This window comes from Fusibacter sp. 3D3 (genome assembly GCF_001748365.1).
In the GTDB taxonomy this organism is placed as follows: domain Bacteria; phylum Bacillota; class Clostridia; order Peptostreptococcales; family Acidaminobacteraceae; genus Fusibacter_A.
Genome location: NZ_BDHH01000003.1, coordinates 58,214 through 84,261, shown reverse-complemented (window position 1 = coordinate 84,261; position 26,048 = coordinate 58,214). Strand labels below are relative to the sequence as shown.

The 26,048-nt window shown below is 39.0% G+C and carries 19 protein-coding genes; 2 read left to right on the top strand and 17 right to left on the bottom strand.

Annotated elements, in window-relative coordinates; all coding sequences use genetic code 11:
* Positions 1-7 precede the first annotated feature (7 nt).
* Positions 8-4,456 carry an S-layer homology domain-containing protein gene (locus F3D3_RS04340; RefSeq protein ID WP_069871549.1) on the bottom strand — a complete coding sequence of 1,483 codons (4,449 nt, stop codon included), beginning with the start codon at positions 4,454-4,456 and terminating at the stop codon, positions 8-10.
* Positions 4,457-4,765: 309 nt separating this feature from the next.
* Between F3D3_RS04340 and F3D3_RS04335 the strand changes: the two genes are divergently transcribed.
* Complete coding sequence (locus tag F3D3_RS04335; RefSeq protein ID WP_069872033.1) at positions 4,766-5,641, top strand: methionyl aminopeptidase; 876 nt, start codon at positions 4,766-4,768, stop codon at positions 5,639-5,641.
* A gap of 94 nt (positions 5,642-5,735) precedes the next feature.
* Positions 5,736-7,634, top strand: a complete 1,899-nt coding sequence (locus F3D3_RS04330; RefSeq protein ID WP_069871547.1) for an NAD(+) synthase — start codon at positions 5,736-5,738, stop codon at positions 7,632-7,634.
* 154 nt (positions 7,635-7,788) lie between these two features.
* On the opposite strand, the gene F3D3_RS04325 is transcribed toward F3D3_RS04330, so the two are convergent.
* From F3D3_RS04325 to F3D3_RS04255, 16 genes are all read right to left on the bottom strand, one after another.
* Positions 7,789-8,400, bottom strand: coding sequence for a type 1 glutamine amidotransferase family protein (locus F3D3_RS04325; protein WP_069871545.1), 612 nt, complete (start codon positions 8,398-8,400; stop codon positions 7,789-7,791).
* A 110-nt stretch (positions 8,401-8,510) separates the two neighbouring features.
* Positions 8,511-9,473 (bottom strand): YafY family protein, encoded by a 963-nt coding sequence (locus F3D3_RS04320; protein ID WP_069871544.1) that lies wholly within the window; start codon positions 9,471-9,473, stop codon positions 8,511-8,513.
* Positions 9,474-9,637: 164 nt separating this feature from the next.
* The gene (locus F3D3_RS04315; protein WP_242877075.1) at positions 9,638-10,042 is read right to left on the bottom strand and encodes a YggT family protein; all 405 of its coding nucleotides are present in this window, start codon (positions 10,040-10,042) and stop codon (positions 9,638-9,640) included.
* A gap of 54 nt (positions 10,043-10,096) precedes the next feature.
* Positions 10,097-10,261: a lmo0937 family membrane protein gene (locus F3D3_RS23680; protein WP_242877085.1), complete on the bottom strand. Its 165-nt coding sequence runs from the start codon at positions 10,259-10,261 to the stop codon at positions 10,097-10,099.
* Positions 10,262-10,563: 302 nt separating this feature from the next.
* A complete protein-coding gene (locus F3D3_RS04310; protein ID WP_175438291.1) occupies positions 10,564-11,880 on the bottom strand; it encodes an RNA-binding domain-containing protein in 1,317 nt (438 codons plus the stop codon).
* A 332-nt stretch (positions 11,881-12,212) separates the two neighbouring features.
* Complete coding sequence (locus tag F3D3_RS04305; RefSeq protein WP_069871542.1) at positions 12,213-14,972, bottom strand: sigma 54-interacting transcriptional regulator; 2,760 nt, start codon at positions 14,970-14,972, stop codon at positions 12,213-12,215.
* 396 nt (positions 14,973-15,368) lie between these two features.
* Entirely contained in the window at positions 15,369-15,767 is a 399-nt protein-coding gene (locus tag F3D3_RS04300; RefSeq protein WP_069871540.1) for a secondary thiamine-phosphate synthase enzyme YjbQ, read from the bottom strand.
* A gap of 55 nt (positions 15,768-15,822) precedes the next feature.
* Complete coding sequence (locus F3D3_RS04295) at positions 15,823-16,965, bottom strand: ABC transporter permease (RefSeq protein WP_069871538.1); 1,143 nt, start codon at positions 16,963-16,965, stop codon at positions 15,823-15,825.
* The gene (locus tag F3D3_RS04290; RefSeq protein WP_069871535.1) at positions 16,958-18,301 is read right to left on the bottom strand and encodes an ABC transporter permease; all 1,344 of its coding nucleotides are present in this window, start codon (positions 18,299-18,301) and stop codon (positions 16,958-16,960) included. The genes F3D3_RS04295 and F3D3_RS04290 overlap by 8 nt, the downstream gene beginning before the upstream one ends.
* A 9-nt stretch (positions 18,302-18,310) precedes the next feature.
* Positions 18,311-19,246, bottom strand: a complete 936-nt coding sequence (locus F3D3_RS04285) for an ABC transporter ATP-binding protein (RefSeq protein ID WP_242877074.1) — start codon at positions 19,244-19,246, stop codon at positions 18,311-18,313.
* Positions 19,247-19,298: 52 nt separating this feature from the next.
* Entirely contained in the window at positions 19,299-20,360 is a 1,062-nt protein-coding gene (locus F3D3_RS04280) for a hypothetical protein (protein ID WP_069871534.1), read from the bottom strand.
* A gap of 371 nt (positions 20,361-20,731) precedes the next feature.
* On the bottom strand, positions 20,732-21,487 hold the full coding sequence (locus F3D3_RS04275; RefSeq protein ID WP_069871532.1) for an alpha/beta hydrolase: 756 nt from the start codon (positions 21,485-21,487) through the stop codon (positions 20,732-20,734).
* A 104-nt stretch (positions 21,488-21,591) separates the two neighbouring features.
* Complete coding sequence (locus F3D3_RS04270; RefSeq protein WP_069871530.1) at positions 21,592-22,227, bottom strand: response regulator transcription factor; 636 nt, start codon at positions 22,225-22,227, stop codon at positions 21,592-21,594.
* A complete protein-coding gene (locus tag F3D3_RS04265; RefSeq protein ID WP_069871528.1) occupies positions 22,220-23,428 on the bottom strand; it encodes a sensor histidine kinase in 1,209 nt (402 codons plus the stop codon). Before F3D3_RS04265 ends, F3D3_RS04270 begins: the two co-directional genes overlap by 8 nt.
* 62 nt (positions 23,429-23,490) lie before the next feature.
* Complete coding sequence (locus F3D3_RS04260) at positions 23,491-24,729, bottom strand: hypothetical protein (protein ID WP_084388815.1); 1,239 nt, start codon at positions 24,727-24,729, stop codon at positions 23,491-23,493.
* Between the two features lie 9 nt (positions 24,730-24,738).
* Positions 24,739-25,884, bottom strand: a complete 1,146-nt coding sequence (locus F3D3_RS04255; RefSeq protein WP_069871526.1) for an SPFH domain-containing protein — start codon at positions 25,882-25,884, stop codon at positions 24,739-24,741.
* Positions 25,885-26,048: the final 164 nt, after the last annotated feature.

The following is a 26,048-nucleotide window of genomic DNA, read 5'->3' as shown; positions in this document are numbered from 1 at the left end:
TTATGGGTTAGTTTGTTTTTCCTGCTATGAGCTCTGTCTTGATCAACAAATTATGGACCGCCACTACAGCTTCTGCACATGTTAAGTTTTCTTTTGGTGCAAGTTGTTGATTGCTTCGACCACTAAACACACCCACTTTGAGCGATCGGTTGACAGCATCAACTGCCCAGTTGCTTATTTCAGTTTTATCGATATACTGACTTATATCATGATTAACTGTGCCAGTATGCTCAAATTGTATCAGCGTCAATGCATTTGCAAAAATCATCATGGCTTCTTCTCTTGAAATTTGATGATTCGGTCTAAAGGTATTATTTTCATATCCAGATACAAGTCCCCAAGCATTCGCAATTTGAATAGATTGTGCATACCTAGAATTCTCAATATCATTTAGCTTTGTTTCAAAATCAACTGTATCGCGATACAAGCCAAGACCTCTGACCACATAATCTATAAATTCACCTCGCGTAACAGCTTCATTGGGTTTAAACGTTTCGTAGTCAACAAGTACCAGATCAGACGCCATGCGATTAACCACCGTTTCTGACCAATGTCCGCTCACACTGGATACTTTAACATCATTATAAATAAGGGTATATTCAGAATTTGTCATGGAATTCATCTTTACTTTCCATTTCCCATTTTCCTTAATAACAATGGTTGGAATATGAGCATAACGTCCATCTGAATTGATTACCACACCTGTTGTCACTAGAGCTTGATCAATCTCATCCGAAAGTGTAAACGTTCTCTCCACATAATGATTGAAAGCATGTACACTTATTGTTTTTATTTCACCGCTTTCACTGGTATATGAAGCTGTAATTTCAAATTGGATAGGTGACATCAGTACTTTTCCGTCCACTCCATCTGGGCGTATTTCTTGTGAGGTCCTCTTCATATTGACGCCAATCTTAATATTGGCATATTGACTTTCACTTAGGCCTAATGCCATTGCTATACGCTTAATGTCAATCGCATTAGAGGTAAATTGATAAGCAACCAGCGGTGTTTCAAAAGCATAATCAATCTGATTTTTACTAAACAAATCGACTGCTTCCCCAGTTAAATTGAACTGGACTGAATCGCTTGTTTGTGCGGTTTTAAAAGATACTAAATTTTGATTTTCACCATTTGGAGTCTCAGATTTCAAATACGCCCTAATTTCATTTGTCTCAACGCCCACTTGAGTTACTGTTTTCCCATCAATCACTTCTGTTGTATCTGTTGTCTTAATTACAATGGATGCTGATACAGGCTGTATTGATCCTGATAATATTTCACCTGATGTTTCAGGCGAATTGTAGCTTGACCCCTCATCCCGATCACCTGATCCGCCTGCGTCTTCTGTGCCTCCTGCTCCTGTTGAATCCTCATCTATTTCAACTGTTACATAAGCATTTTCACCTGCATTGTAACCTAGTTTTGCTTTAAATCTAACCGCATAAGTCCCTGCTGTAAGTCCAGTAATTTTATCACTTGTCACTTCTGTCCATTCTGTAGCATCCACTTTTTTATAAGCCATAGTTGAATCCGTACCGATGATGGCACCATCACTCTTATTTTGACTTGCTCGCTCTGCTGTTAATCCCGTTGGCGCAGATTGTTCAGCGTTCACAATATGAATCGTTATAGACCCTACTGTTGTTGTATTCAAATCACTCACCGAGTAAACTAAAGTTTCTATCCCAATGTGGACTGGTGTATAACTGAGTAGAGATGAACCCATCAAAATATGCGCCGTTCCAAATATAGGGCTGGAATTGAGACTAAAAGTCAGTGCATCTCCCTCTACATCTGTCGAAAGTAGAGCCAGATCTGTTGACAATACCTCATTATAACGCATATCAAATGTTTTATGGGTTGTCACAGGACTATCATTAACAGAAGCAATTGCAACTGAAATCGTGGCTTGTTGACTGGTCACACCATCTGATGCCTGCCATGTAAACTGATCAGATCCATAATAATTTGCCACAGATGAGTAAACAAAATAACCGGTCAGATGATTTAGCGTCACAGTTCCGTGAACGGGTTCGGTTATAAGCGTATACTCCAACACATCATTTTCATCCGCATCTGTTGACACTAATTGTCCCACAAAAGAGCTATCTTCATCCAGTGAAATCGTGCCATTTGAAACAGAAGGCGCATCATTTACAGATTCAACATGAACTGTGATTGCAGCGGATGTGGTAGTCACAAACCCATCTGTTAGAATAACTAAGAATTGATCCTCACCGTTAAAGTTTGGATTTGGCATGTAGGTATACGCACCAGACGTGGTTACATTAATACTGCCACTTGAAGTCACTTGAACCAAGGTGTAATTAATGGCATCACCGTCTGGATCTACCCCTAATAGATTGCCTGATACAACCGTATCCTCTAACGTATAAATAGCCGTTGTTGTCAAAGTTGGCGCTTGATTAATCAAGCCTGGCAATGCAGCAGCTTCATTTAAGTTCAAATAAGGCATAGAACGGTTTTCTATAATTGTCCAAATGGTATTAAAGTCAAATCCAACATACGTGGATTCCAAAAACATCTCTGAAGTCATCCTAGGAGAACCATTTCCCAAATCATCATTTTGTCCCGATGTTTCTTGATTGTAATAGCCATTTGTTAAAGTCCCTGCTGAAGCCTGTGTTCCAATTAATCCACCGACATGGGTTCCCCCTGTATATAAGGATACTGCTCCTGTACTGTAAACGTTTTCAGCTGTTGACCCAGAATAATTTCGTCCCATGAAACCACCAACATCATAATAGCCAATTACATCTCCAGAGGCATAAGAGTCGCTGATCAGTCCACCTTTAAATGCATTTCCAACTAAACCACCTACTTGCTCACAACCTGCCACATCTCCAGTGGCGTAGGACAAGGATATCGTACCACCCAAGGCATTTCTACCACTTAGTCCTCCCGTATAGAAGCCCTCATTATTGTAGCCTGAACTTAGGTAATCTGAACTCGTAACATTGGCTTCACTATAACATAGCGTGATTACCCCTTGATTATTACCAACAAGACCGCCCACGTTAGATTTTCCTAACACTACCCCTGTTGTATAACAATTTTCAATACGACCGGTGTTGTAGCCTACAAGCCCTCCTACGTATGAACCTGACAAAGACACAGAAGACGAGGCACTCCCCTGAATTTTAATCTCTAAATTGTTCACCCCTAAATTTTTGATGCTCCCTTTACTATAGCCGAACAACCCCGCATATGAACCATCAAGCGCTTCATAGGTATAATTAGAAATTACGTGGTCACTGCCATCAAACCCACCTATGAAAGGTGTGGCTGCATTTCCAATAGGCGCCATGCTTTTTCCTTCTAAATCCATATTGTCCATCAATTTATAATGATATTCAAGGCCCTCTCTAATCTTGTTCAATGCTTCAAAATTTCTAATTTCATAAGGATGCTCGCTTGTGCCATCTCCTAACTCAAAATGCAAAATCTCAAAGGCCTTTGACACCCGGCCTAAAATGATCATTGTGCCACCACTTCCATTGTCAAAAGCACTGGCATCCACCGTAATATAGTATTCTACATTCTCCTCTAGTAAAATCTCTGAGGAAAGCGTTGCGACTTTGCCCTCCAAAACACTTGAACTTGATGCAAATGTCACTACTTCTGAATCATCCACTTTTCTCAATAGGTGTATACTTCCAGTGCCAATAGATGGCGTTTGATTAAAAACTAATTTTATTGCAACTTTGCCTTCTGCTTTATTATAATGCACACTTGACCCCATTAATCTCAAACTATTATATTGTCCAAAATTCGGGTTAGTCACACTTTCTTCAACTGTCCAAATATGATTAAAATCCCAACCTGTATAATTGACTTGATTCATCATTGCAGCAGTGGTTAAACCAGCCCCCACAGTGGTAGTCCCTGTAAATTTATCGGCATCATAATAGACTGATGTTTCGGTGTTGCCACTTTTTAATGTTGCAAACCCACCTGGCAATGTCACGTACATATTGGTTAATGTTGAATTTAATAAAATACCCGTAAGAGAACTTGATGTCGTCACTATATGATCTACGTAAACATTCTCAAGTTTAGAATTTGTGATTTGGCTCCCCAAAACGTAATTTGTAGCGCTTCCCGATTCCAGCCCTAGATCATAAATTTCTGCATTATTGATCACTGAAAAAAGACCATTTGGTGCGCTCCAATTACTCAAGACATGACCATTTCCGTGCAATATACCAGCAAATGCAATCTGCCCTATAGACTTTGATGTCGATAAGTCCAGATCATTCATTAAAACAAAAAAACCCGCACTGTCATTCATAATTTTATCAAAGTCTTCAACAGTGTAGATGTAATTAATTTGCTCTGAATTCAAGTTGTATATTTCCATTGCATAACTTGCTGACCCTACACCTACCAACAGTATAAGTACAAAAATGAGTTGTATTAATTTACGATTCATTTGTTCCCCCTTTTTTCTTAAAAATATCTTTTCTAGACACTTAACTTCCCAAGTTATAGTAGAGTGTACACACTCTATCTTAAAGGAATTTCATTATTTTTACCTGAGTTTAGTATAACACGCGATCGGTTTCTTGTACGTATATATTCATCGCAAACAAATCGTTTTCTTTCCATAAAATCCACGTGTTTGAATTCGATATAATATAATGCTATATTTAGATTGAAGACAAAGCTCAAATAGAGTTCTTAAAAAACTCATAATCTAGAATAGATATAAGGAGTGGTTTCTATGAATAAAAAAAGTTTAATGCATAAAAAAATGGGAAGAAATGATCTTTGTTGGTGCAAAAGCGGCCTAAAATATAAGAACTGTCACGAGGCATTTGACATAAAGTTATCCGAGTATAAATCACGCGGAAGCATTGTGCCACCAAGAAAAATCATAAAAAATAAAGAACAAATTATAGGGCTCAGAGAAAGTGGCAAGATTAACACAGCCCTTTTAGATTTTATCTCCGATAAGTTGTACATCGGTATGACAACAAATGAAATTGATGTCTTGATTCACGAAAAGACGTTGGCATTGGGTGGCATTCCAGCACCACTAAATTATGAAGGCTATACCAAAAGCGTTTGTACCTCAATCAACGATCAAGTATGCCATGGCATCCCGTCAGACGATGTGATTCTAGAAGATGGCGATATTATCAACATTGATGTTTCGACCATACACAATGGCTATTTTTCCGATTCATCTAGGATGTTTTGCATTGGCAATACAAGCCCTGAAAAAAAACGACTCGTGGATGTAACCAAAGAATGTATAGAAGTAGGACTCTCGCAGGTAACCCCATGGGGATTTTTGGGTGATATGGGGCAAGCGATACATGAACATGCCCTCGCTAACGGCTACACCGTGGTACAGGATATCGGTGGACATGGTATTGGCTTAAAATTTCACGAAGAACCTTGGGTGAGCTTTGTTTCAAAAAAAGGGACTGAGATGCTTTTAGTCCCTGGGATGGTCTTTACCATTGAACCCATGCTGAATATGGGCACAGATGACGTTTTCATAGACGAAGAAGATGATTGGACTGTTTATACCGCAGATGGCATGCCCTCTGCTCAGTGGGAAGTCATGGTTTTGGTCACAGAGGATGGCTATGAAATATTAGCCTATTAAAATAACTTGCTACTCTACAAGAAATGCACGCAATATGATAAAATAAGAGAGCAAAACAATTTTTATGATCCCAATTGAAAAGTAGGTGCTGAAAATGCGTACAAAATATGGATTTGTCAAAGTAGCGACAGGTTCTTTTGAAGTTGTCGTTGGCAATCCAGAGGCAAATGCAAAAGAAATGATTCAAGTAATGCAACAAGCCACCGAGGCACATGTTGAGGTTTTATTGTTCCCAGAATTAGCCTTGACAGGGTATACCTGCGGCGATTTATTTCTGCAACCCTATCTCTCAAAGATGGCTGAGGCTGAAATGAAAAAAATACTTCAGTTTCTTGGAGAAAAAAATCCTAAAATGATCGTCGTCATAGGCAGTCCAGCGAAACAAAGAGGGCTACTGTTTAACACTGCGGTGATCCTACAGGGCAGTCATATACTCGGTATTGTACCTAAAACATTTTTACCCAATTACTCTGAATACTATGAAAAAAGATGGTTTAGCCCCGCAACTTCACGCACGGCAGACAAGATTCTTTTTTGCGATCAGGAAGTCCCGTTCACCCCTAACCTCATCGTTGAGACTCCAGATGGTCTGAGACTTGGCTGTGAAATTTGTGAGGATCTATGGGTGAGTAATCCCCCAAGCGGGATTCATGCCATGTATGGTGCAAACATTATCGTCAATCCATCTGCATCCAATGAAGTAGCAACAAAGAGTGACTACCGACGGGACTTAGTCAAGATGCAATCTGGTAAATGTATGAGCGCCTACTTATACGCTTCCTCAGGTCTAGGAGAAAGTACAACGGACTTGGTCTTTAGTGGTCACAACCTCATCGCCTACAATGGCAGCATTATCACAGAAGCAAAAGAAAACAGTGGTCTTATGAGCGCAATACTCGATTTTGAAAAGCTTGAAAATGACCGTGTTAAATTTAATAGTTTTGCAGAAGGCATCAAAATGAATACAGAAAATAATTTTAATTACAACTTTATTACAGCAAAAAATACAGCTCAAGTGGACACTCTGCCAGACTACGTCAATCCTTTTCCGTTTATCCCTAGTGGGCAAGAAAAAGAAGAACGCTGTAGAGAAATTCTACATTTACAAGCGAGAGGTTTGGCTCAGCGTCTTAAGAAAACCGGTATAAAAAAATCAATCATCGGTATTTCTGGTGGACTGGACAGTACACTTGCTTTATTGGTAGTTGCTGATGCACACGAAATGGTTGGATTACCCCTTGAAAATATTATAGGCATCACCATGCCAGGTTTTGGAACAAGTGAAAGAACAAAGCTAAACTCGGATCGCTTAATGGCTTTGATGGGCATCACGGCTAAAATGATTGATATCAGACCTGCATGTGAGCAACATTTTAAAGATATCGATCATGCGCCCGACTGCTATGATGTCACTTATGAAAATGTCCAAGCAAGAGAGCGTACTCAGATCTTAATGGATGTCGCTAATCAAGAAGGTGCTCTAGTCATTGGTACAGGAGACTTGTCAGAATTGGCACTTGGATGGAGTACTTACAATGGAGATCATATGTCCATGTATGCAGTAAATTCAGGTGTTCCAAAGACTCTCGTGAGATATCTGGTATCGGCATATGGCGACATGCATTCAAATCTGGCAGAAGTCTTAGAGTCTATATGCGGTACACCAATCAGTCCAGAATTGCTACCATCAAAGAATGAAGCGGATATGCAGTCCACTGAAAAAACGATTGGAAAATATGACTTACATGACTTTTTCTTATACCACTTTGTCCGCAATGGCTTTACAAAAGAAAAGATTGGGCTACTTGCCCGCATTGCATTTCCTCAGATCGGATCAGAAGAAATCGATAAGACGCTGGATAACTTCTTTAATCGATTCTTTACGCAGCAGTTCAAAAGGTCTTGTCTGCCCGATGGTCCAAAAGTGGGAACGGTATCGTTATCCCCACGAGGCGATTGGCGCATGCCATCGGATGTGAGGTATCCTTACTAAAATCACGAATCTTCGCCTAGCATCAAAGGTTATCAACACATTTTGCCTATAAATAGAAGATTCGACAACATATAATTTTAAGAGCACCCTATCCAACATGACATCGGATAAGGTGCTCTTTTTCGGATAGGGCCTCAATTCAAGTCATATGATTTTATCTCTTAAAAAAATCCAACTTGTGCTCTTTAAAAAGACCATACCAATCGTCCAGCATTTCTGGTGTCCAAACATCTAATGCCTTCAAGACCTGAACCGTGAATTCCAATGCGGCGATTCCAGAAGCGGTTATCAGTTGTCCATCCGTTACACAAGGCTCGTATTTATAGTGTTGCTCTCCTGTATAATTTGGACAAGTTGCTTTTAAATAATCCAGATCATTACTGGTGTGCGCTTTTAAGTTCAGTAGACCTTTCTGAGCAAGTCCTCTTGTAGCATCACAAATTGCAGCAACGATGATGCCCTCTTTTAAGCATTGCGCTGCCTTATCCAATATGGCATCGTGGCTTGATGTCATCCAAGTGTTGCCTCCAGGTAAGATGAGAGCACCCACATTTTTAAAATCACATTCAGAAAGCACCCGATCTGGTAATATTTTTAGACCGCCCATTGTTGTCACGGGTGATTTTTCATTCGCCACTGTGATGATTTGTGAAGGACTCATACCTGCCTTATAATATCTCCCTGAGTTCAGTTCTGCAGTTAAATAGCCGATCTCCCAATCTGCCATTGTATCAAACACATAAAGATATACCGTGTTATTGTTCATGTCGTACCCTCCTAATGCGCTTTTAAGCGCTTATCAAACGTTCACGCCATCTATATGAACTCATCTTCATTATAAAACAGCATCGCTGACAACTGCTGTCAGTGATGCTATTATAATTGATAATATGCCATTAATTCTGATGTAATAGAGACCAGTTTTTGCTTTAAACTCTGCGGCTGAATAATTTGAACTGCCTTGCCATAGGGTAAGAGAAAATAGGGCACATAGGCATGAAGTGCTTCTTCATCTATTAAAAATAGAGCCCTATTGGACGTGCATTCTTTCAAATGATGTCCTAAGAACCAATGGATACACAAATCCTCTAACACCTCTTGTCTCCCCTCAATGATCAACGAAATACCTGCGTTCATTTCTTGTAAATTTGGGAGCAGATTATTAAGAAAAAATGTCCTCGCAGAAAAAGATGCTGGCCTCTTAAAGGTTTCCTCAGTCTGCTTTATTTGTAAAATCCTTTCAGCTTTGAAGCTTCTGATTTCATTTCTGAGATGGCAATAGCCAACTGTGTACCATTTGTTATTCCAATAAAGCATGCCATAGGGGTCGATTACTCTCACTTTAGAATGATTCTCATGGCCTGTCTGATACTCTATCTCTAGTGAATACTCATTGGCGATTGCACTTTCTAGCGCCTCCAAAGTCGCCTTAACAGATGGCGCTAGATTCCGGCTTATGACTTCAAACCCCTCTAAATGACGTTTGAGCATCTGTTCTTGTTCTGCGTTTGAGTACATTTTTAATTTTTGAGTTGCACTGTTCAATGCCTCATCGAATGGATAACCCGATTCGCTTGCAAATACCGCAGCATGAAGCAGTGATTTCTGCTCCTTGACATCAAAAATCAAAGGCGCCTTGATAAAATTATTCAGCAAACGATAACCGCCATTTTGTCCCATGTCTGAAATAATGGGGACACCACTTACACAAAGGGCGTCTATATAGCGATAAACGGTTCGGATATTAAGCTCTAGTTTATCGGCTATTTGCTTCGCTGTCATTTTAGAACCCGAACCGAGCATCCATAAAATCGCAAGCATATTATCGTATTTCGCCATTGGAGATACCCCTTTTTTATCTTTATTTTACCCTTATTCTACCTTATTCATGCCTCACATATCAATAGAAGGTAAAAAAAACAGCCTCATATTTCTGAGACTGTTTGCTTACTCTTAATACGCTATAGAAACTTACATAGCCGTCACGCATTGGACAGTTCTGTCTATCGAACCCTTTTAGGATCATAAATTTCAATTAATCTGACGATGCCGTAGGCAAGCGTTGCATAAACGATCATTGCGATTATAATCATGGGTTCCAATACAGACTTTGTTTCGACGCCATTGCTTACAGCCGCTCTGAATATCCCATTGAACGGTGCTAGAAATGCACCAGAGACATTGTAAATTACACGTACAAAAATACTGGTTGGATTAGCGCCTATGACTTTGAAAACAAGTCTAAAAGTAAAAAGAACCTCCAACATACCGCAAATATACCAAACAGTGTTTTTAAGCTTTAATCTTTTTTCTAGATGCTTATTGATTTCAACTCTTTTGATCTCTTTTTGTTCACTGTCTGCTAATTGCGTTTCTAATAGTTCTGATGCTCTTGATTTTTCTTCCATTTTTTTCTCCAATTTGGTCAATATTTATTTTAAACCTCTCAACCACGTCTTTTGCTAAAGCATTCTATCGCCTCTGATTACTCTTAATAAAACCACAATAATTGCAATTACTAAAAGAATATGAATAAGTCCTCCAATCGTATTTGCAGTTATGACCCCAAGAAGCCATAAAACAATTAGAACCGCTACTATTCCCCACATAAATTCACCTACTTTCATTTTCAAACGCTCACATCATTATCGGTTTTCATATATAAAGGTTTGAATGCAAAAAAGCCACTTCAAATTAAGTGGCTTTAAAATCAAATATTAAGTTCCAGAACACTGGTCACCGAAAGTATTCTTACCCCTATTATACACTACAAATGTAATTTCGTCAAATTTTGGCGTATATTGGAAACCGATTCCAGACCCATATTTCCGACTTTTATAATCTTACCTAGATATCGAAGTTTTTTGATCAGCTCATTACTTGTGGTATCGTTCTGGGGATCGCATTTCAGTGAGTGTGGAAATAGGGACTATTTACATTTATACTTTGTATTTTTGCCAACACCTATTTTGATAACTACATCTTTATCCAGTAATCCATTTATCAAGTTAGTCGCTTTAGTTTTGCCGATACCCATGTATTTTTCAGTATCTATGCGGCTTATTCCCTTTGTAGACTTAATATAATTAAGCAATTTCTCTTCTTCCATTGTCAAATCGGCTTGCTTTGTATTGAATTCTGCTGCCATATCTAATCTTGGAAGGATGACCTGAATTGAATTCTCAAACACTTTGAACTCAGGACTTTGTTTAAATGAACTATATACATATTTTATTCTTCTAACACCAGTTCCCATTTTCTCTATAATTTTGCATCTTAAAAATATATCTGCAATTATTCTATTTCTAGCATTTGAAAAATTGCCATTTAAGTATTCTTCTTTAGAAATTCCAACGGGTAACCCGCCGATAGAAGTTATCTCGACTCGATCTTCAAAAATCTCAACTCTATTATTCCCTCTTCTACCATAATCCCTATGAATGATTGCGTTTGCGACCGCCTCTCTATAAGCTTCTTCTGGCACTTCTTCAAAAGACTCCCTGAATGCCCCCATTATCCTATCACCTTGATTAATATGCTTTTTATAGAATAACATAGCGGTTTCAAATTCTTCTATAACTGAAACAGACTTCAAGTTTATTCTATCCTTGAATGTCATCATAGATTGATCTCCATAACAAATGAAGTCCATTCCTCTGTCTGTGAACGCGTTTGAATCTGCAACAATTGCTGCAGCATTTGTGTATTTTTCTTTTTGAATAAGTTCAAGTGATTTAAGGATATCTTCGTTAACTTCTGCTATCCCAAGCTTATCTGCCAATAGTCTTTCTAAATTTCTAAATTTTAGATTTTCCCCCATATATTCAAGTTCCTCATAGGCTAAATTTCTACCTAGAAGTACGAGTTCATCATATCCATGTTTGTCTATTTCTACAGTTGAAGTATCTGCTCGTTTGTAAGCTTTCCGGTCTAGAACATATGGCGTTTGATAACCCTTAAAAATAGAAATAACAAGTACATTTCTATTTTCAATAGCCAGCATTTCTATTTCATAATTAGGTCTTGGCTTAATACTATCATCGATTGTATTTTCAATACTCAACCGTACTTCATTAGGCTTTTCAACCCCTATGACGTGGCCGTCATCCGAAATACCGATCATGATTTTACCATCATGATAATTTGAAAATGCAGATACAGTTTTTAATATCGTTTTAGAGTATTTTTCTTTAAACTCGAGGTACTTAGTTTCACCATTCATCAGTATACTTAAAATATCAAACATAATCATCACCTCATAAATCGACCGCATCGCAAAGGTCGAATATTTTTTCGACCGCGGTCAATTACATTATACCATATCTTTAAAAGCTTTCAACAGCAGTAAATAGCTTTTTTGTTCTCCTCTATTCATAAAAAATCGACCGCGTTCGAATGCGGTCGATCCCATTGTATATTTAAAACCATCAACATAAACTAGGCTACAAAAGAGTTAACATTCATCCATCCCACTCACTTTTGGGATTACTTATGATACGTTTCACATCAACATATCCCCAGCCCCCGCCGAGGACTCTATCCCTTTGAGTGTAATATTAGGGTGGGACAACCACCACTTCACTCACTATTCGCCAAAAACATCTTTAAAATATAAGTCTGATCACTTGTGGAAAACCGAATTTCATAGTTTTGCTCAAGTGATATCAATTCATTGTGGATAAGCTCCATTTCAAGTGAGTATTGAGACATAAACTCATCGAGTTCTGTTTTAGGTTTAGACACGATTTTCTGGACCAAATTATCCACTAAGAAACTAAGGTGTAGGGCGATACCCACTTTTACATCTTGATCAATATTGACCTTCAGGACTTTCTCCGTACGCTCGATAAAATGCCTTACCCGACTCAGTAGAGTCGTACTGTTTACCGATTTAATATGTGCACCTAGGGATTGTTCAATCTTATAGAATAAATCTTCTCGCTCTATGATCTCTCTTAAAACCTCTATCCCAACACCCGAAAGCAAATCCACTGCAGAAATATAGGGAATCCCATCCACCTCAATCTCAACAGTCCCCACGATCGCCAGCACATCATAAGCATCTTTATAAAAATCAACCATACTGACAAATTCGCGTCTATCCATTAAATTGAGACTGATGATCTGATAGACCGCATCAAGCTCAAGGCGATCTTCAATAATCTGCCTTAATTTTTCGCTTGCACCCTCTCCAGTAAAGCAAGCCGTAATGATCAAGGGCTTCTTAGGATGCCTACGCGCCTTAATGACATTGCCGCTCAACTCTAGGCAGGAATTATAAATTTCTATAAGGTCCCTACCCAAAACCGCCTTTCTACAGGCATCTAAAACCGTTGGTGTACTTGCTTTATCCAGTGTCTTCGTCAATATGCCTGTCTCTTCATAAATCATCTCTCCAAAGCTTGTAAGTGACCCCATGTCCACTAGGATCAAAACACCTCGGCCCTTATTGATCTTCTCGACTTTTGTTTTAGCCATGTCATACATCACTTCTGGTCGCATACTCAGTGGCATGTCAAGCGCTTCGCAATGTTCCGTCCCAACGAGATCATTGATAACCTGTGCCATACTCGTGGCTGTGGAATTACCATGCATGATGAGCAAAACCCCCACTAAATCTTCTATTTCACCTTCCATCGTATAGGGATTGGAAGCTAAAAACATAGCAAGATAACCAATCTCATCTAGGGGCGTTTCGATTTCAAAAGTTTGATCAATCCTCTTGGCAATTTCCATTGCCACCACAAACTCATCTGGATAATTGACTCTAATCACGTTGAGCTTAGGGTGATAAATAGAGCGATGACTCTTGATTCTTTCTATACTCCCTTGCAAATGAAGTGCTAATCCAAAGTATATTTTTTCATCATAAACTTTATTGAGTCTATCCTGTGCATAAGTTAAAATTTCACCCGTGATATCCACAATTTCGCTGTCAACCACCTTGCCAATCTCTTCTTTTTTGTATTGCTCTGGAATTTCCACGATATACTTTTGAAAATGCAGTTCAATATCAAGACTCATGATTTGAGTAATTTCTTCTTCTGTTTTGCCCTCAGCTCTGAGGTCTTCAAGACGGTTTTCAATGCTTTCATAAAAATGGGGTTCTCGAAGTAAGCCTTCGTTGAGATAGGTATCTTCTTCATCATAGTAAAACTTATAGATATCCTCTTGATATTTGAGTAATTTTTCAAGTTTTTGACGGTGCTCTTTTATTTTCATAGACCCTTTTTTTACCTGTTGTGGCAAATCGGATTGTTCTATTAAAATATAATTTTTCCGCTGTGATTTAAAATTTAAAAATGCCTTGGCGCACGACAATTGAATGTCGCTTTTAAGCTGTCCTATATTGCTCGGACATTCGTAAAGCAACATGGACTCAAGCGCATTTCGATTGATGTAAATACTTTTGGAGAGTCGTTTGGATTCTTCTTTTATAAAAGTCTCTATAAGTTTATAGCGATCTTTAAGACCACGCTCTTTTAGAGGTGGTAACTTGATCGTCATGGGAATCCGTCGGGTAAATGTTTTTAACAGCACGGATTCAGGTTCTTCAGTGGTTGCCGCTATGATTTGGACCTCTGCACTCTGCCGTTCTTCACTGTCGCCCAATCTGCTAAACTGACCTTTGTCTATAAAAGTAAAGAGCATCTCTTGCCCCTGATTTGAAAGCCTATGGACTTCATCTAAAAAAAGAATCCCCTGATCTGCTTTCTTTAAGAGGCCATCACGGTCCTTTTCAGCGCCTGTATAGGCCCCCTTCTTCACACCGAAGATTTGAGCCATGAGCAGTTGAGGATTTTCACCATAATCCGCACAGTTAAAACGTACAAAGGGTGCATTCTCTCTGAGCATATGGGCTTCCTTTGCAAACTGATACATGAGCTCAGCGAACATGGATTTACCCACGCCTGTCTCGCCCAGAATCAAAGTGTGCAGACCCCTAGGCGGATACAGAATTGCCGCTTTCGCTTGCTGAATCGGCACATTGAGGCTCTTGCTTGCACCAATGAGCATATCAAGAGAAAACTTTCTCTCCGAAAGATTATACTCTGGTTTTGGCGAGGACACCTCTCTATTATACAAATGCCTTTCTTCTTGCTCCTTTTGTGCAGATTCTCTCCGATCCGTCGGCAATTGTGAAGTCCGCATTTCAGCCAATACGTACCGCACTGGACGTCCAGAAAGTTTTATCACACGACCCTCTTGACACAGTTTGTTGAGATATCGACTGGCATTGGTTCGATCCAGTTCAAGTATTTCTGCTATTTGGGACGCCGTGATTTCCCCATCCTGATGCTGTTTCATATAATCATAGATTTGATCGACTTTTTTCATATTGGACTAACTTCCTTTACTTATAAGGTCCGCGATTGACTTTTCTCAATTATACCTAACCCTTCGTCAAAATTCAATGTAAAGCCAACGCTGTCACGGAATCCGTCGTTTGTGGCACTGAAATCATTGTCCGTCAAAACTTTGTTCTGCCGGACACGTCCTCGTCTAACCGCTTAGAGCAGGTTGAACATTCCTGCCTCTAAGCTGGACGAAAACTAATGATATTAATCATTGTCCGTCAAAACTTTGTTTTGCAGGACACGTCCTCGTCTAACCGCTTAGAGCAGGCTGAACATTCCTGCCTCTAAGCTGGACGAAAACTAATGATATAAAAAAAGACCAGCACTGGGCTGATCCGTTTACAATTGAAATAAATATCAGGATTAGGGTGTCAAACTAATCCTTAATGATCTTTATAAAATACTTGCGTTTACGTGGTCCATCAAATTCACAGAAGAATACCGATTGAAACATCCCGAGTTCAATGTGACCATCATTGATAATCAACGTTACAGAACTTCCAAATATGGAGGCTTTAATATGTGCAGCTGAATTGCCTTCGATATGTTGATAATGTCCATCTTTAGGAACGAGTTCACTCATTCTATGCATAATATCGTCTTCAACCACTGGATCATAGTTCTTATTCACAGTGATCGCCGCAGTGGAATGTGGCACGTATACGACGATAATACCATGTCTAACACCACTCTTTGTCACGGTTTCTTTTATAGTATCCATAATGTCAATCATTTCATTTCTTTCTTTCGATTTGATTTCAATAGATTCGAACATAAGCCGCACCTCCTAAATACCTTTGTATTCTATTTATACGGTTATTTAAGAGCGTTTAATCACTTATTTTATAGTTGAGCATTCTTACCGCTAAAATCATATAAATACAGCCCATTAAGAACAAGATTCCAAGTGAAGAAACCATTTGTTTTGAAACATGGCCCGTGATCATAAGCGATTCAATCCCACTGATCGCCCATTTGTGAGGCGTTAAGGAAGCTAACGACAGCAAAATTTTTGAATTTATAATCTCAAGTGGCCACATGCAACCGCCTAACATCCCCATTCCCGTCAGTATGATGGGCGATATCGCCCCAAGTTGAGTCATATTCTTCACAAGACTTACGATGAAAAAGCTTAGCGATGTCATGGTAAAAATGTACATTATCCCTATGACGAGAATCAAGCCTACCTGTTCCCCCCACTGGATGCCAAATATAAACTTGCCACATAAAATCATAATTACAATTTGAAAGGCACCGACCAAAAATGCGGGCACAACGTTGGCTGTCAAAATCTGAAATCTCGATATCGGAGATACCATCATACGATCTAATGTATGAAGTCTTCTATCCTCTAAATAGTCCCCTACTGTAAAGAGCAATGAATAGGTCACGAAAAACAGCGTCATGCCTATCATCGAATGAATCTTGGGGTCATAATGGGATAAGGGATCTGCTTCAAAGGCCTGCTGATCTAAAGTGAACACAGCTTGGCTTTCTTCATACGCTTTAACCTTCGCTTTCACGGTTTGAACCCATTCTGATTTATTCACTTTTATATCTGAATGTTCTGAAACGATCTGATAAATCTGTTCTGAATACTGCTCTAGAGCATTTTGAGCTGATCGGGTATCTTGTAATATTTTTACGATTTGATAGCGTTCCAGCGTAGGTTTGAGTTCATAAATTTTAAGGGAATCGCTCAACTGTATGAGCATGAGCCCCTCTCTACCCGAGACGCGCTTAAGCCCCTCTTCATGAGTCACCAACTTGATATTGAAGCTTCCTTCCCCTTCTAAATCATGAATTAAGTCTGCATTTAGGACACTTTTTGTCGTATCTTCTATGAATATTGTTCCTTTATTATTGCCCCCAAAAGCGTTTCCAAAGACACCTGCAAGTAACAGACTCATTAAAATCATAATCACATACAACGTGGTATTATCTTTTAGGAGTCTTAATTTGAGTTTAAGCATAATCCTGCGCCTCCTTCTTGATGACAATCCAGACTGCAACCACCGAAAAACAGATGCTGATAAGCGTTAATAAGCCAAGCTGCGATATGAGTTTACCCAGCTCAACACCTTTGTAAATACTGAGAAACAGATCCAGAACCACACCGTTTAGAGCGATGAATTTCAATTTGACCACAGCGGATGGCAACACTTCCAGTGGAATATAGCTCCCGCCAAATAAAGCAAATATATGAATCAATACATTTTCAAATATATTGGCAACTTTATAGGAATCTTGAGTCAACGTAATCGCACTGATAAAAATACCAAGTCCACTTACCGCAAGTGCACTGAAGAAAATACCTACAGCCATCATTAAGGGTCTCTCCCAATTCACTTTTAGAACTAACTTGGCATAAATTAAGAGAAATGACATCTGAACCATGCATAAGATTAAGGTCATTAAAAACTTACTGGTGAGCACCATAACTTTAGTGATCCCTGCCACAGTTCCCCTACTCAACGTTTGCATTTTCTTTTCTCTTAAAAGTTCACGCCCCACATAACCCGATGCATAAAGTATGAACATCGACATCATGGCAATGCTATAGTAAGTAAAGCTATCCACTGCTTTATCCCCATTGAGGGTTTCATATTGAATCCCACTTTGGTTTGAGTTATCACGTCCGTACAGGTCCATTGTGCCTTCGCCATTGGGATCCATTAGATCTCCCATATGCGACAAAAGTGTTTGGATATCCAAATAAGATGCACCCACTTCTATAAAGACATTTTTTTGAATTACTTTTTCGTTCATAAGATCAAAATAACTCATCATAACGGATTCCGCTATTTGCGATGCATATTGCGCATCAGGGTCTGAAATCATTTTGATATGAATTTCATTCCGATAAGGCATGGTAAAATTAATGAGTTGATCGTAAATAAAATTTTTAGGCAAATAAAAAACAGCCACAATCTCACCCTTCAAAAGCGCATTTTGTGCTTCTTCATCTGTCATAACCACACTGGTCATAATAGTTTTAACCCCATCATTTCCTAGAAAATCCTGAAAAAATACTTTTTCAAAATCCAAATTATTTTCTTGGGGGATCACTGTATTTATGTCCACATAACTTGATATTTTCGTCTTAAAATAAGCGACTTCGGCTTCTTTATCATAAGCTTTTACAATACCTACTTTAATCGCATCAAACTTACCACTTTCACCAAAACTCCCCTTGAGTGAAAAACTTAAAATCGTTGTCAAGATAATGGGCATTAAGATAAAGATCATCAAATTTCTACGTTCAGAAAAGAGGACGATTATGTCTTTTTTAAGTATTTTTAAGATCATTTTTTCCTCCTAATCTCTGAGCCCTCGACCTGTCATGTGTAAAAACACTTGTTCAAGGTCTGGCTTTTGAATATCAAATGAAACCAGTCCCGAATCCATTGCCATAATAGCTTTGAGTATGTCCTTGTGGCTATTCCCATTCCCAGTGGACTGAATGGCAATTTCATATTCATCTAAAACTTTGACCTTGGTCACCCATGAAATGGCCTTAATCTGATCTACGATCTGCGCCACTGGTTTTTCAAACTTGAGTTTCATGCCACTTTGTATTTTAGACTGTTCAAGCAAGGCGTCTTGAGTCCCATTTGCTATGATCTTGCCATGGTCCATAATATAAATACGTTCACATAGCGCCTCAACTTCCTCCATATAATGGCTGGTATAAAGTACACTGATGCCTTCTGTCTTCAATTTCTTGACTGTATCTAAAATGTGATTTCTTGACTGAGGATCTATGCCTACTGTGGGTTCATCCATGATCACGAGCCTTGGATTGTGTAGAAGGCCCACACCTATATTGATCCGTCTCTTCATGCCGCCCGAATAAGTGCTTACTCGATCCTTAAGCCGATCTCCTATGCCGATGATTTCAGAAATTCTCATAATCTGATCTTTGAGTGCCTTGCCATTGAGACCATATAAGGCCCCAAAGTATTTCAGATTTTCATACCCTGAAAGCGTTTCATAAAGTGCAATCTCTTGTGGCACATAGCCTATGAAAGGTTGAATCACTTTCGGATTCTTGACGATATCTTTGCCCTCAAACAAGATCTCACCCGAATCGGGTTTAAAGAGCGTGGCAATCATGGAAATCGTGGTGGATTTTCCTGCCCCGTTAGGCCCCAAAAGGCCTACGATTTCCCCTTCATCTATATGAAGCGCGATGTCATCCACTGCTGTGAATTCACCGTATTTTTTTATAAGTCCTTTTATTTCTAACATCATATGAGCCTCTCCTTCTGTGGTTATATTGCCGCTGCTAATCTATTGTGCTCATCTATTCTGCTAAGTCACCGCTAAAATCAAAGGCATCCATTGACTTACTATTACTTTCATCAATTTCTGGGAAATCAAATTTTTGCGTTTTTTCTATGCCCCAAAACTTGGAATTGATGACGATTTCCTGAGCTTTAAATAAAGGTGTAAACTGATCCGTTTGGGTATAGTCTATGCCGATTGTGGTGGTTTCTTCTATTATATACCCATCCAAATCCACATAGGCTACTTCTTCATAATGCGTAATCGTCATGTTAGACATCAAATTTTCGATGAGTGCATGGATCTCCTCTGCATCCATTTTCATCTTTTTGCTATCATTATTAGCGATTGCGCCACCATTTGTAGACATGCCATTCCTTGAAAATTGATTAAAAGCATTTGCGAGCTCATCGGTATGCGCCAATAAACTTGTTTTGATCCGATCACTTATGAGTTCCAGTTGCTCAGTTGTGGGTTTAATCGTAAACTTAGTGGCTTTTACATCGCCATCTTCGTTCTTAATCGTTGTTTTTTCACCAACGAAAATATTTTCTTTTTGAATCATGGTGTTCCATTCTATACCGATTTCATCAATGATGGTTTTAAAAATATCCGCCGAACCAAATTCACCTTTTACAGGAGTGGTTTCATTACTACCTTCACTTGCAAAGGACTGAGCATTCAGCTTTAAGTAATCTTTAAACATCGGGATTTTGATGTATTGTTCTGTCTCCGATTTTTGGATGTATTTGATGTCATTTCCGAGGTCATTATAATAATAATAAATGTCATAAAGCGCCAAATTCTTTTCATAATCAAATTGACCTGACAAATCAAATTTTAAGGTTTCTAAGCCTTTTAATGTTGTTACATTTTGTGGTTCAGCCTCTTCAAAAAGCGTTTGATTTACAGCGACCTTAACCGATTGAGCACCCTTTTGGATCGCATCGGTTTTAACAGCAGCGTCTTTATAGGCTTTATAGTCTTCTTTTCCGAGACACCCTGTAAGGATCCATGAGAATAATAAAAATAAGATAAGGCCTTTCGTATATTTTCTATGAAGCGTTGTTTTCAAATTCATAATAAACCTCCTATCGGTTTCTATCATCGTCTTGATCATTTATAGCGCTTGATCTTAAATTCATTATAAACTCTAACAAACTTTAACACACGAGACCTTTGTCATGACTCTATAAAAAAAACCATGACAAAAGTCATGGTTATTTTCAAACAATAGTGCCGTTGTGAGTTTCGTTGAGTTTCGTTGTATACCACAGGAGTTTCGTTGTGAGTTTCGTTGTGTACCACGTACACAACGAAACTCACGACGAAACTCAACAATCTATTCCACAACGTACTCATAAGGGCATCTTTTTAAAACACTATGACTAAAGACCATTGCTCGCGTTACTACAAATCCCCTCTATTAGCCAATTTTAAAATTAAATCAATTTAACTCAAATAATTTAAAATCCAATCTACTGACAATTTAACCACTTTATCATATTTTTCAACAAAGCTATGACTTGCACCCTCAATGACAACTAATGTAGAATCATCCGAGAGCAGTTTTATCGCTTCTTTAGAACTTGGAAATAAAGTATGTTCCATTTCGCCTTGATCCCCATGAATCATCAAAATAGGACATCCGAGATTTCCAAAGAGTTCCTTTTGATTGATCTGTGCAATGTCTAGTGGCAATTGCTTGTCCACAACCACTTCTGTTCGAATGTGATTTTCACTCTTTATGGTAAAACAGCCCTTTTCCTTTAGGTCTTCAAGCTGTTCCGCAGTATAAAATTCATCTGATTTAAAATTGAGCGCTCCAGTGAGAGGCCCTAACAGCACCATGGTCTGAATGTCTTTGGAATACGCCTTTAGTGAAATAAAGGCTCCCAAACTATGTGAAAACAGTGCTATTTTTTTATACCCTAATGTTTTCACATAATCTATCACAGTCGTTAAGTCATCCGATAATTTATCCGCTGTTAACGACTCATCATCGCTTTCACCACATCCGCTAAAATCAAATGATAAAGCACTTATGCCCTGTTCATTTAAGGCCCCTGCCAGTTTTTCAAACCTACCATTCGCATATTGATCCGAAGCAAACCCGTGGCACATAATCACCAACGACTCATCTCCTGCTTTATAGATATTGCCTACTAATTTCAACTCACGTGAATTTTTTAACGTTATTTTTTCCATTTTACCTTTTATACGCTTTACAAATTTCAACTATAGAGCCGTATATTCTCCTTTCATCATCATGTCAAAATATTTCTACCGTGCTTAAAAGCACTTTGCTCTGATTACATTTGATTCTTAAGCATTAGGATTGCAAGCTGTGTTCGATCTCTCAGCTCCAGCTTTTCCAGTGCATTGGTCAAATGGTTCTTAACCGTTCCCTCTGATAGAAATAAGAGTTCACTGATTTCTTTGTTGCTCAGACCCTCTGAAATCATTTTTGAAATTTCAAATTCTCTGGTTGTGAGTTTTTCTCTAATTTCGTTTTGAACATTTTCATCAATCCTCGAGAGATTCTTTACCACTTTTGAAGCCACACTGGGTTCTATCACTGTACCACCTTTAACCGCTTTTCTGATCCCATCCAAAAGTTCTTCTGGTGGCACATCTTTGAGCAAATAGCCACTTGCCCCAGCTTTTAGCGTCTCGAAAATATAGGCATCTTCATTAAAGGTCGTCAGTACCAGTACTTTGGTATCCGGATAATCTCTTTTAATCAAGGCGGTCGCCTCTACACCATTCATCTCTGGCATTCTAATATCCATCAGAATTAAGTCAGGCTGTGCAGAAGTGATTTTAAAAAGCGCTTCTTTGCCATGCTCTGCCGTCCAAAGGACTTCCATATCAGGTTGCAAATTTACCATCATCGAAAGGCCATTGATAATTAATTTTTGATCGTCTACGATTGCAATTTTAATCACGAAGTCCTCCTTCAAATTGGATCATGATTTGAAATCCGCCGTCCCTCTCACATTTATATTCTACGATGCCGCCTAATTTTTGTACCCTTTTCCGAATAAACCGTAGGCCATTGCCTTCGCTGTATAGCTCAGCGTGCTCACCGCTTATAACTTCATTCCATTTTTCATTTTTGCCATTGTCCATAAGCTTTAAAAAATATGTCCCTGTTGTCAACGTATTAAAAATCAGCCAAATCTCAGTTGCATTTGAATGTTTTGCAGTATTTGTGAGCGCTTCAAGAACGGTTCGATAAATCATTTGCTTATATTCATCTTCAAAGATCTCCATATTGATTTCAAAGTTAAGATGGACTTGAATCCCTGTTTGTTCTGAAAATGCAGTGATTTTCTGTTTGAGTTTTATCGTTGTAGATTCACTCACGGAATGCATTTGAAGTGTCTCCACGACCTGCCTCATCCCTCTGAGAATCTCGCGGGCATGATCTGCAGCCTCTTTTGCCAGCGGCACTTTATACTGCATATTGAGCATTTCAATCTGCATGATGAGACCTGTAATTTCATGGCCTATCGTATCGTGTAAAGCACCCGCAAGCTCTGCACGCTCTGCAACTCTAGTCAATCTAACGACTTCGTCCTGAGCATGCTCATAGGATTCATTTTGCTCAGAAACCGTGTAGAGCGCTTTTTCTAAGGCTTCTCTTTTCTGCTCATTTTCTTCGAGTAACGACGCCACTTTCTTTTTCTCAAGCCGATAGGATTTTAAAAAATAGAGCATTGCCACCACCAGCATGAGCATCAGTTCCAGAAAAACCATTTCGGTAATGAGTCTATAGTTAACCCCATAAGGCAATAGAACATAGAAGTTAATGCCCATTAAGACTGCCGATAAAAATCCGACTTCTAATACTTCATCACGGTCAGATGTAAAAAAGCTTTCCAAAAGAATCATGACATAAAACGCAATAAAAACCATATTCAAGCTAAATCGTGTCATATAGTTAAGACCAAACACAATGCCGCATTCTAGAAAATAGAGCCCGTTCTTTTTAACCCAAATGCGCAGCACAGGGAGAGTTATAAATCCCATTAAAAGAAGCATCAGGTAAATGCTTCGCATACCAGATGCCTTCTCAAAGTAAAGTGCCATAATAGAGAGCAGTATGCTTATGAGTGTTCTTATCGCTATTATTTTTAGACTCATAACACCTGCTCTCCTCTTACACCTTGATCCACAAAATTTACATCATACTACACTTCAGTTTTTTAGCCCAAGTACAATGATTCCAACTGACTTGCCACGGTACCATCACCTGAACTCATGACAAAAAAAACAATAAGGATCACGAGAAGGACCGCCAAAATTGTCAAGGTGATTTTGATGGCACTCTTAGGGTACTCCCCAATAACTCTACCCGATTGGCCGTTGATCATAAATTGATAGAGCTTTTCATGATAATTAAAGCTCGAAAGCCACACGGGTAACAGAATGTGTTTAAAAGTGACCTCATTATACTGCGTCTTTATACTTAAGAAGCGTACCGTGTCGCCACCAATTTTTCTCGTGATTTCAGAGTTTAAATCTCGATCTATTTCTACCTTCCCCTCTTCCCAGCCCTCTTCTAAAGAGACGCTGTAGCGTTCAGCGTAAAAACCTGAAAGGTATTCCGGTTTATAACCTTTGAGTTCGCCAAGTGTAAAAGGCTGAATTTTATTGATGAGCTTGTTGTCCACTTTTTTAGAAGCTCTAACGAGTACATCATCAAAAAACCGCTTGTAGTCACCACTTACAGGTGTCCACCTCGTTCGTCGCTCTTGATAAGTCTCTGTTTTACCGTTTACCGTTCTCGTTCGGGTGACATAGTAATAATCCCCACGTTGAGCAGTGTAATAAGAGTAGGTATTGGAATCATAAGTCCAATGCGGGATGTAAGTGCCCAACAATTTATTGTTTTTATAAGAATTCTTCAAATCATTAGGTGCAAACCAACGCTTTGTAATCCATTCTTTGAAGTGGTCCCCCGCCAGTTTTTCAGTGACAGAAAACGGCACCAAATATTGCGGTGGTATGGTATTTTCCGCTTCTTGAAAAGTGATATGCGATGAACCACAATAGTTACAAAATTGCGCTTGAGTATGCGCATCGAAGATAAGCTCTGCCCCGCAGTTCTTACACGAAAAACTCTTGATATCATCATCGTTCCAAGTTCTGGCACCTTCAGCAAGTGCAGATTCAAAACACCGCTCTTCGATCTCTTTGTTATCAGAGGCAATGTCTTTTTCGTTCGCACAGTAAGGGCATTTTAGATTGCCCTTATCTGGATTAAAAACCATATTGCCCGCACAAGCTGGACATTGAGTGACCAATGAGTTTTCAAAATTCGACTCGTATGCCTCTGCTACAGGCTCTTCACCCTCATCCTCTTCAACAAAAGATAGAGGCAGGTCTTCACTCTTATTAAGATCATCATTTTCATTTATTTCAAGGTTATTATTGGATTTCATGATCTACTCCTAGGCTTTTGTCGATTCCCCACAATGCGGACAGAATTTGGCATTTACATCTATGTTTTCACCACATTTAGGACATTTGCTTTCAACGACTTGACTCGCACCACATTCCCTACAGAATTTCGCATTTGGATCGATTTCATGACCACAAGCGATGCAATTTTTAATGAAGCTTAAACCACATTCTCCACAGAATTTTGCGCCTTTTCGGTTCTGTGCACCGCACTGTCCACACGCAACGGTCTCAATTTGTTGTTGAGCTTGAGATTGACCCTGAGTTTGGTTGGGGGATGCCATAGAATCTGCCATCATTTTGCCAATGCCTGCACCAGCACCCATGCCAGCACCCATACTTGCTAGACCACCACCTGTATTTTGAGCAGCATCTCTGATCGCTTCTGCTGTTTGGAATTTCATATATTGATTAAGGTCGCCAAGTGCACCCATTTCGGTTCTCTTATCGATGGCTTTTTCAACCGATTCTGGCAACGATAAGTTCTCTACTGCAAAGTCAGAGATCATCAATCCGTAGACTCCAAACCGATCTGTGATTCTTGCCATGGCAAGTTGACCAATTTCATCATACTGAGTCGCCAAGTCCATTGCTGGAATTTTAGCTTCTGCAATGACATCTGAAACACTGGACACGATTAAGCTTTTTAGATGCTCGTTGATTTGATCCACGGTAAAAAACTTGTTCGATCCAAAGACTTCTTTTAAGAATGTAACCGCATCGCCCACTCTAAATGAGTAAACCCCAAAGCCTCTAAGTCTTAAAATCCCAAAATCCGCATCTCTCATCATAATTGGATTTGTAGTGCCCCATTTTTGGTTGGTAAACTGCTTCATGTTTATAAAATAAACATCTGTTTTAAAGTGATTCTCAAATTTAAATTTCCAGTTGGAGAGCGATGTGAATATCGGCATGGTTGCTGTATGTAGCTCGTATTTACCTGGCTCATAAACGTCCGCAATCTGTCCTTCGTAAACGAATATCGCCACTTGAGAAGGTCTGACGATAAGTTGTGCGCCTTCTTTGATCTGTTGCTTGTCCGTCATCGGAAATTTGTATACCATCGTGTCTTGAGAACTGTCTTCCCAATGAACAACCTCAAGGAATTCACCTTTGATAAAATTAAAAAGTCCCATTCATTACACTCCTTTTATTTAATCTATTTTCTATTATGCTGTATTCATCCGTTTTAGATTTGTGTCTCTAAAATAATCAGCTCGATGATACAACAATAAATTAGACACTCAATTGTCAGATTTCATACTGTCCCCTCTATTTTAACATTACAGAGATTATAATT

Excerpts from the sequence above, each read along its gene's own strand:
- F3D3_RS04335 (WP_069872033.1), top strand. The coding sequence starts at position 4,766 with ATGCATAAAAAAATGGGAAGAAATGATCTTTGTTGGTGCAAAAGCGGC.
- F3D3_RS04340 (WP_069871549.1), bottom strand. The coding sequence starts at position 4,456 with ATGAATCGTAAATTAATACAACTCATTTTTGTACTTATACTGTTGGTA.
- F3D3_RS04255 (WP_069871526.1), bottom strand. The coding sequence starts at position 25,884 with ATGGGACTTTTTAATTTTATCAAAGGTGAATTCCTTGAGGTTGTTCAT.
- F3D3_RS04280 (WP_069871534.1), bottom strand. The coding sequence starts at position 20,360 with ATGAATTTGAAAACAACGCTTCATAGAAAATATACGAAAGGCCTTATC.
- F3D3_RS04330 (WP_069871547.1), top strand. The coding sequence starts at position 5,736 with ATGCGTACAAAATATGGATTTGTCAAAGTAGCGACAGGTTCTTTTGAA.
- F3D3_RS04300 (WP_069871540.1), bottom strand. The coding sequence starts at position 15,767 with ATGTTCGAATCTATTGAAATCAAATCGAAAGAAAGAAATGAAATGATT.
- F3D3_RS04260 (WP_084388815.1), bottom strand. The coding sequence starts at position 24,729 with ATGAAATCCAATAATAACCTTGAAATAAATGAAAATGATGATCTTAAT.
- F3D3_RS04325 (WP_069871545.1), bottom strand. The coding sequence starts at position 8,400 with ATGAACAATAACACGGTATATCTTTATGTGTTTGATACAATGGCAGAT.
- F3D3_RS04275 (WP_069871532.1), bottom strand. The coding sequence starts at position 21,487 with ATGGAAAAAATAACGTTAAAAAATTCACGTGAGTTGAAATTAGTAGGC.
- F3D3_RS23680 (WP_242877085.1), bottom strand. The coding sequence starts at position 10,261 with ATGAAAGTAGGTGAATTTATGTGGGGAATAGTAGCGGTTCTAATTGTT.
- F3D3_RS04310 (WP_175438291.1), bottom strand. The coding sequence starts at position 11,880 with ATGTTTGATATTTTAAGTATACTGATGAATGGTGAAACTAAGTACCTC.
- F3D3_RS04285 (WP_242877074.1), bottom strand. The coding sequence starts at position 19,246 with ATGATGTTAGAAATAAAAGGACTTATAAAAAAATACGGTGAATTCACA.
- F3D3_RS04305 (WP_069871542.1), bottom strand. The coding sequence starts at position 14,972 with ATGAAAAAAGTCGATCAAATCTATGATTATATGAAACAGCATCAGGAT.
- F3D3_RS04290 (WP_069871535.1), bottom strand. The coding sequence starts at position 18,301 with ATGATCTTAAAAATACTTAAAAAAGACATAATCGTCCTCTTTTCTGAA.
- F3D3_RS04320 (WP_069871544.1), bottom strand. The coding sequence starts at position 9,473 with ATGGCGAAATACGATAATATGCTTGCGATTTTATGGATGCTCGGTTCG.
- F3D3_RS04315 (WP_242877075.1), bottom strand. The coding sequence starts at position 10,042 with ATGGAAGAAAAATCAAGAGCATCAGAACTATTAGAAACGCAATTAGCA.
- F3D3_RS04265 (WP_069871528.1), bottom strand. The coding sequence starts at position 23,428 with ATGAGTCTAAAAATAATAGCGATAAGAACACTCATAAGCATACTGCTC.
- F3D3_RS04295 (WP_069871538.1), bottom strand. The coding sequence starts at position 16,965 with ATGCTTAAACTCAAATTAAGACTCCTAAAAGATAATACCACGTTGTAT.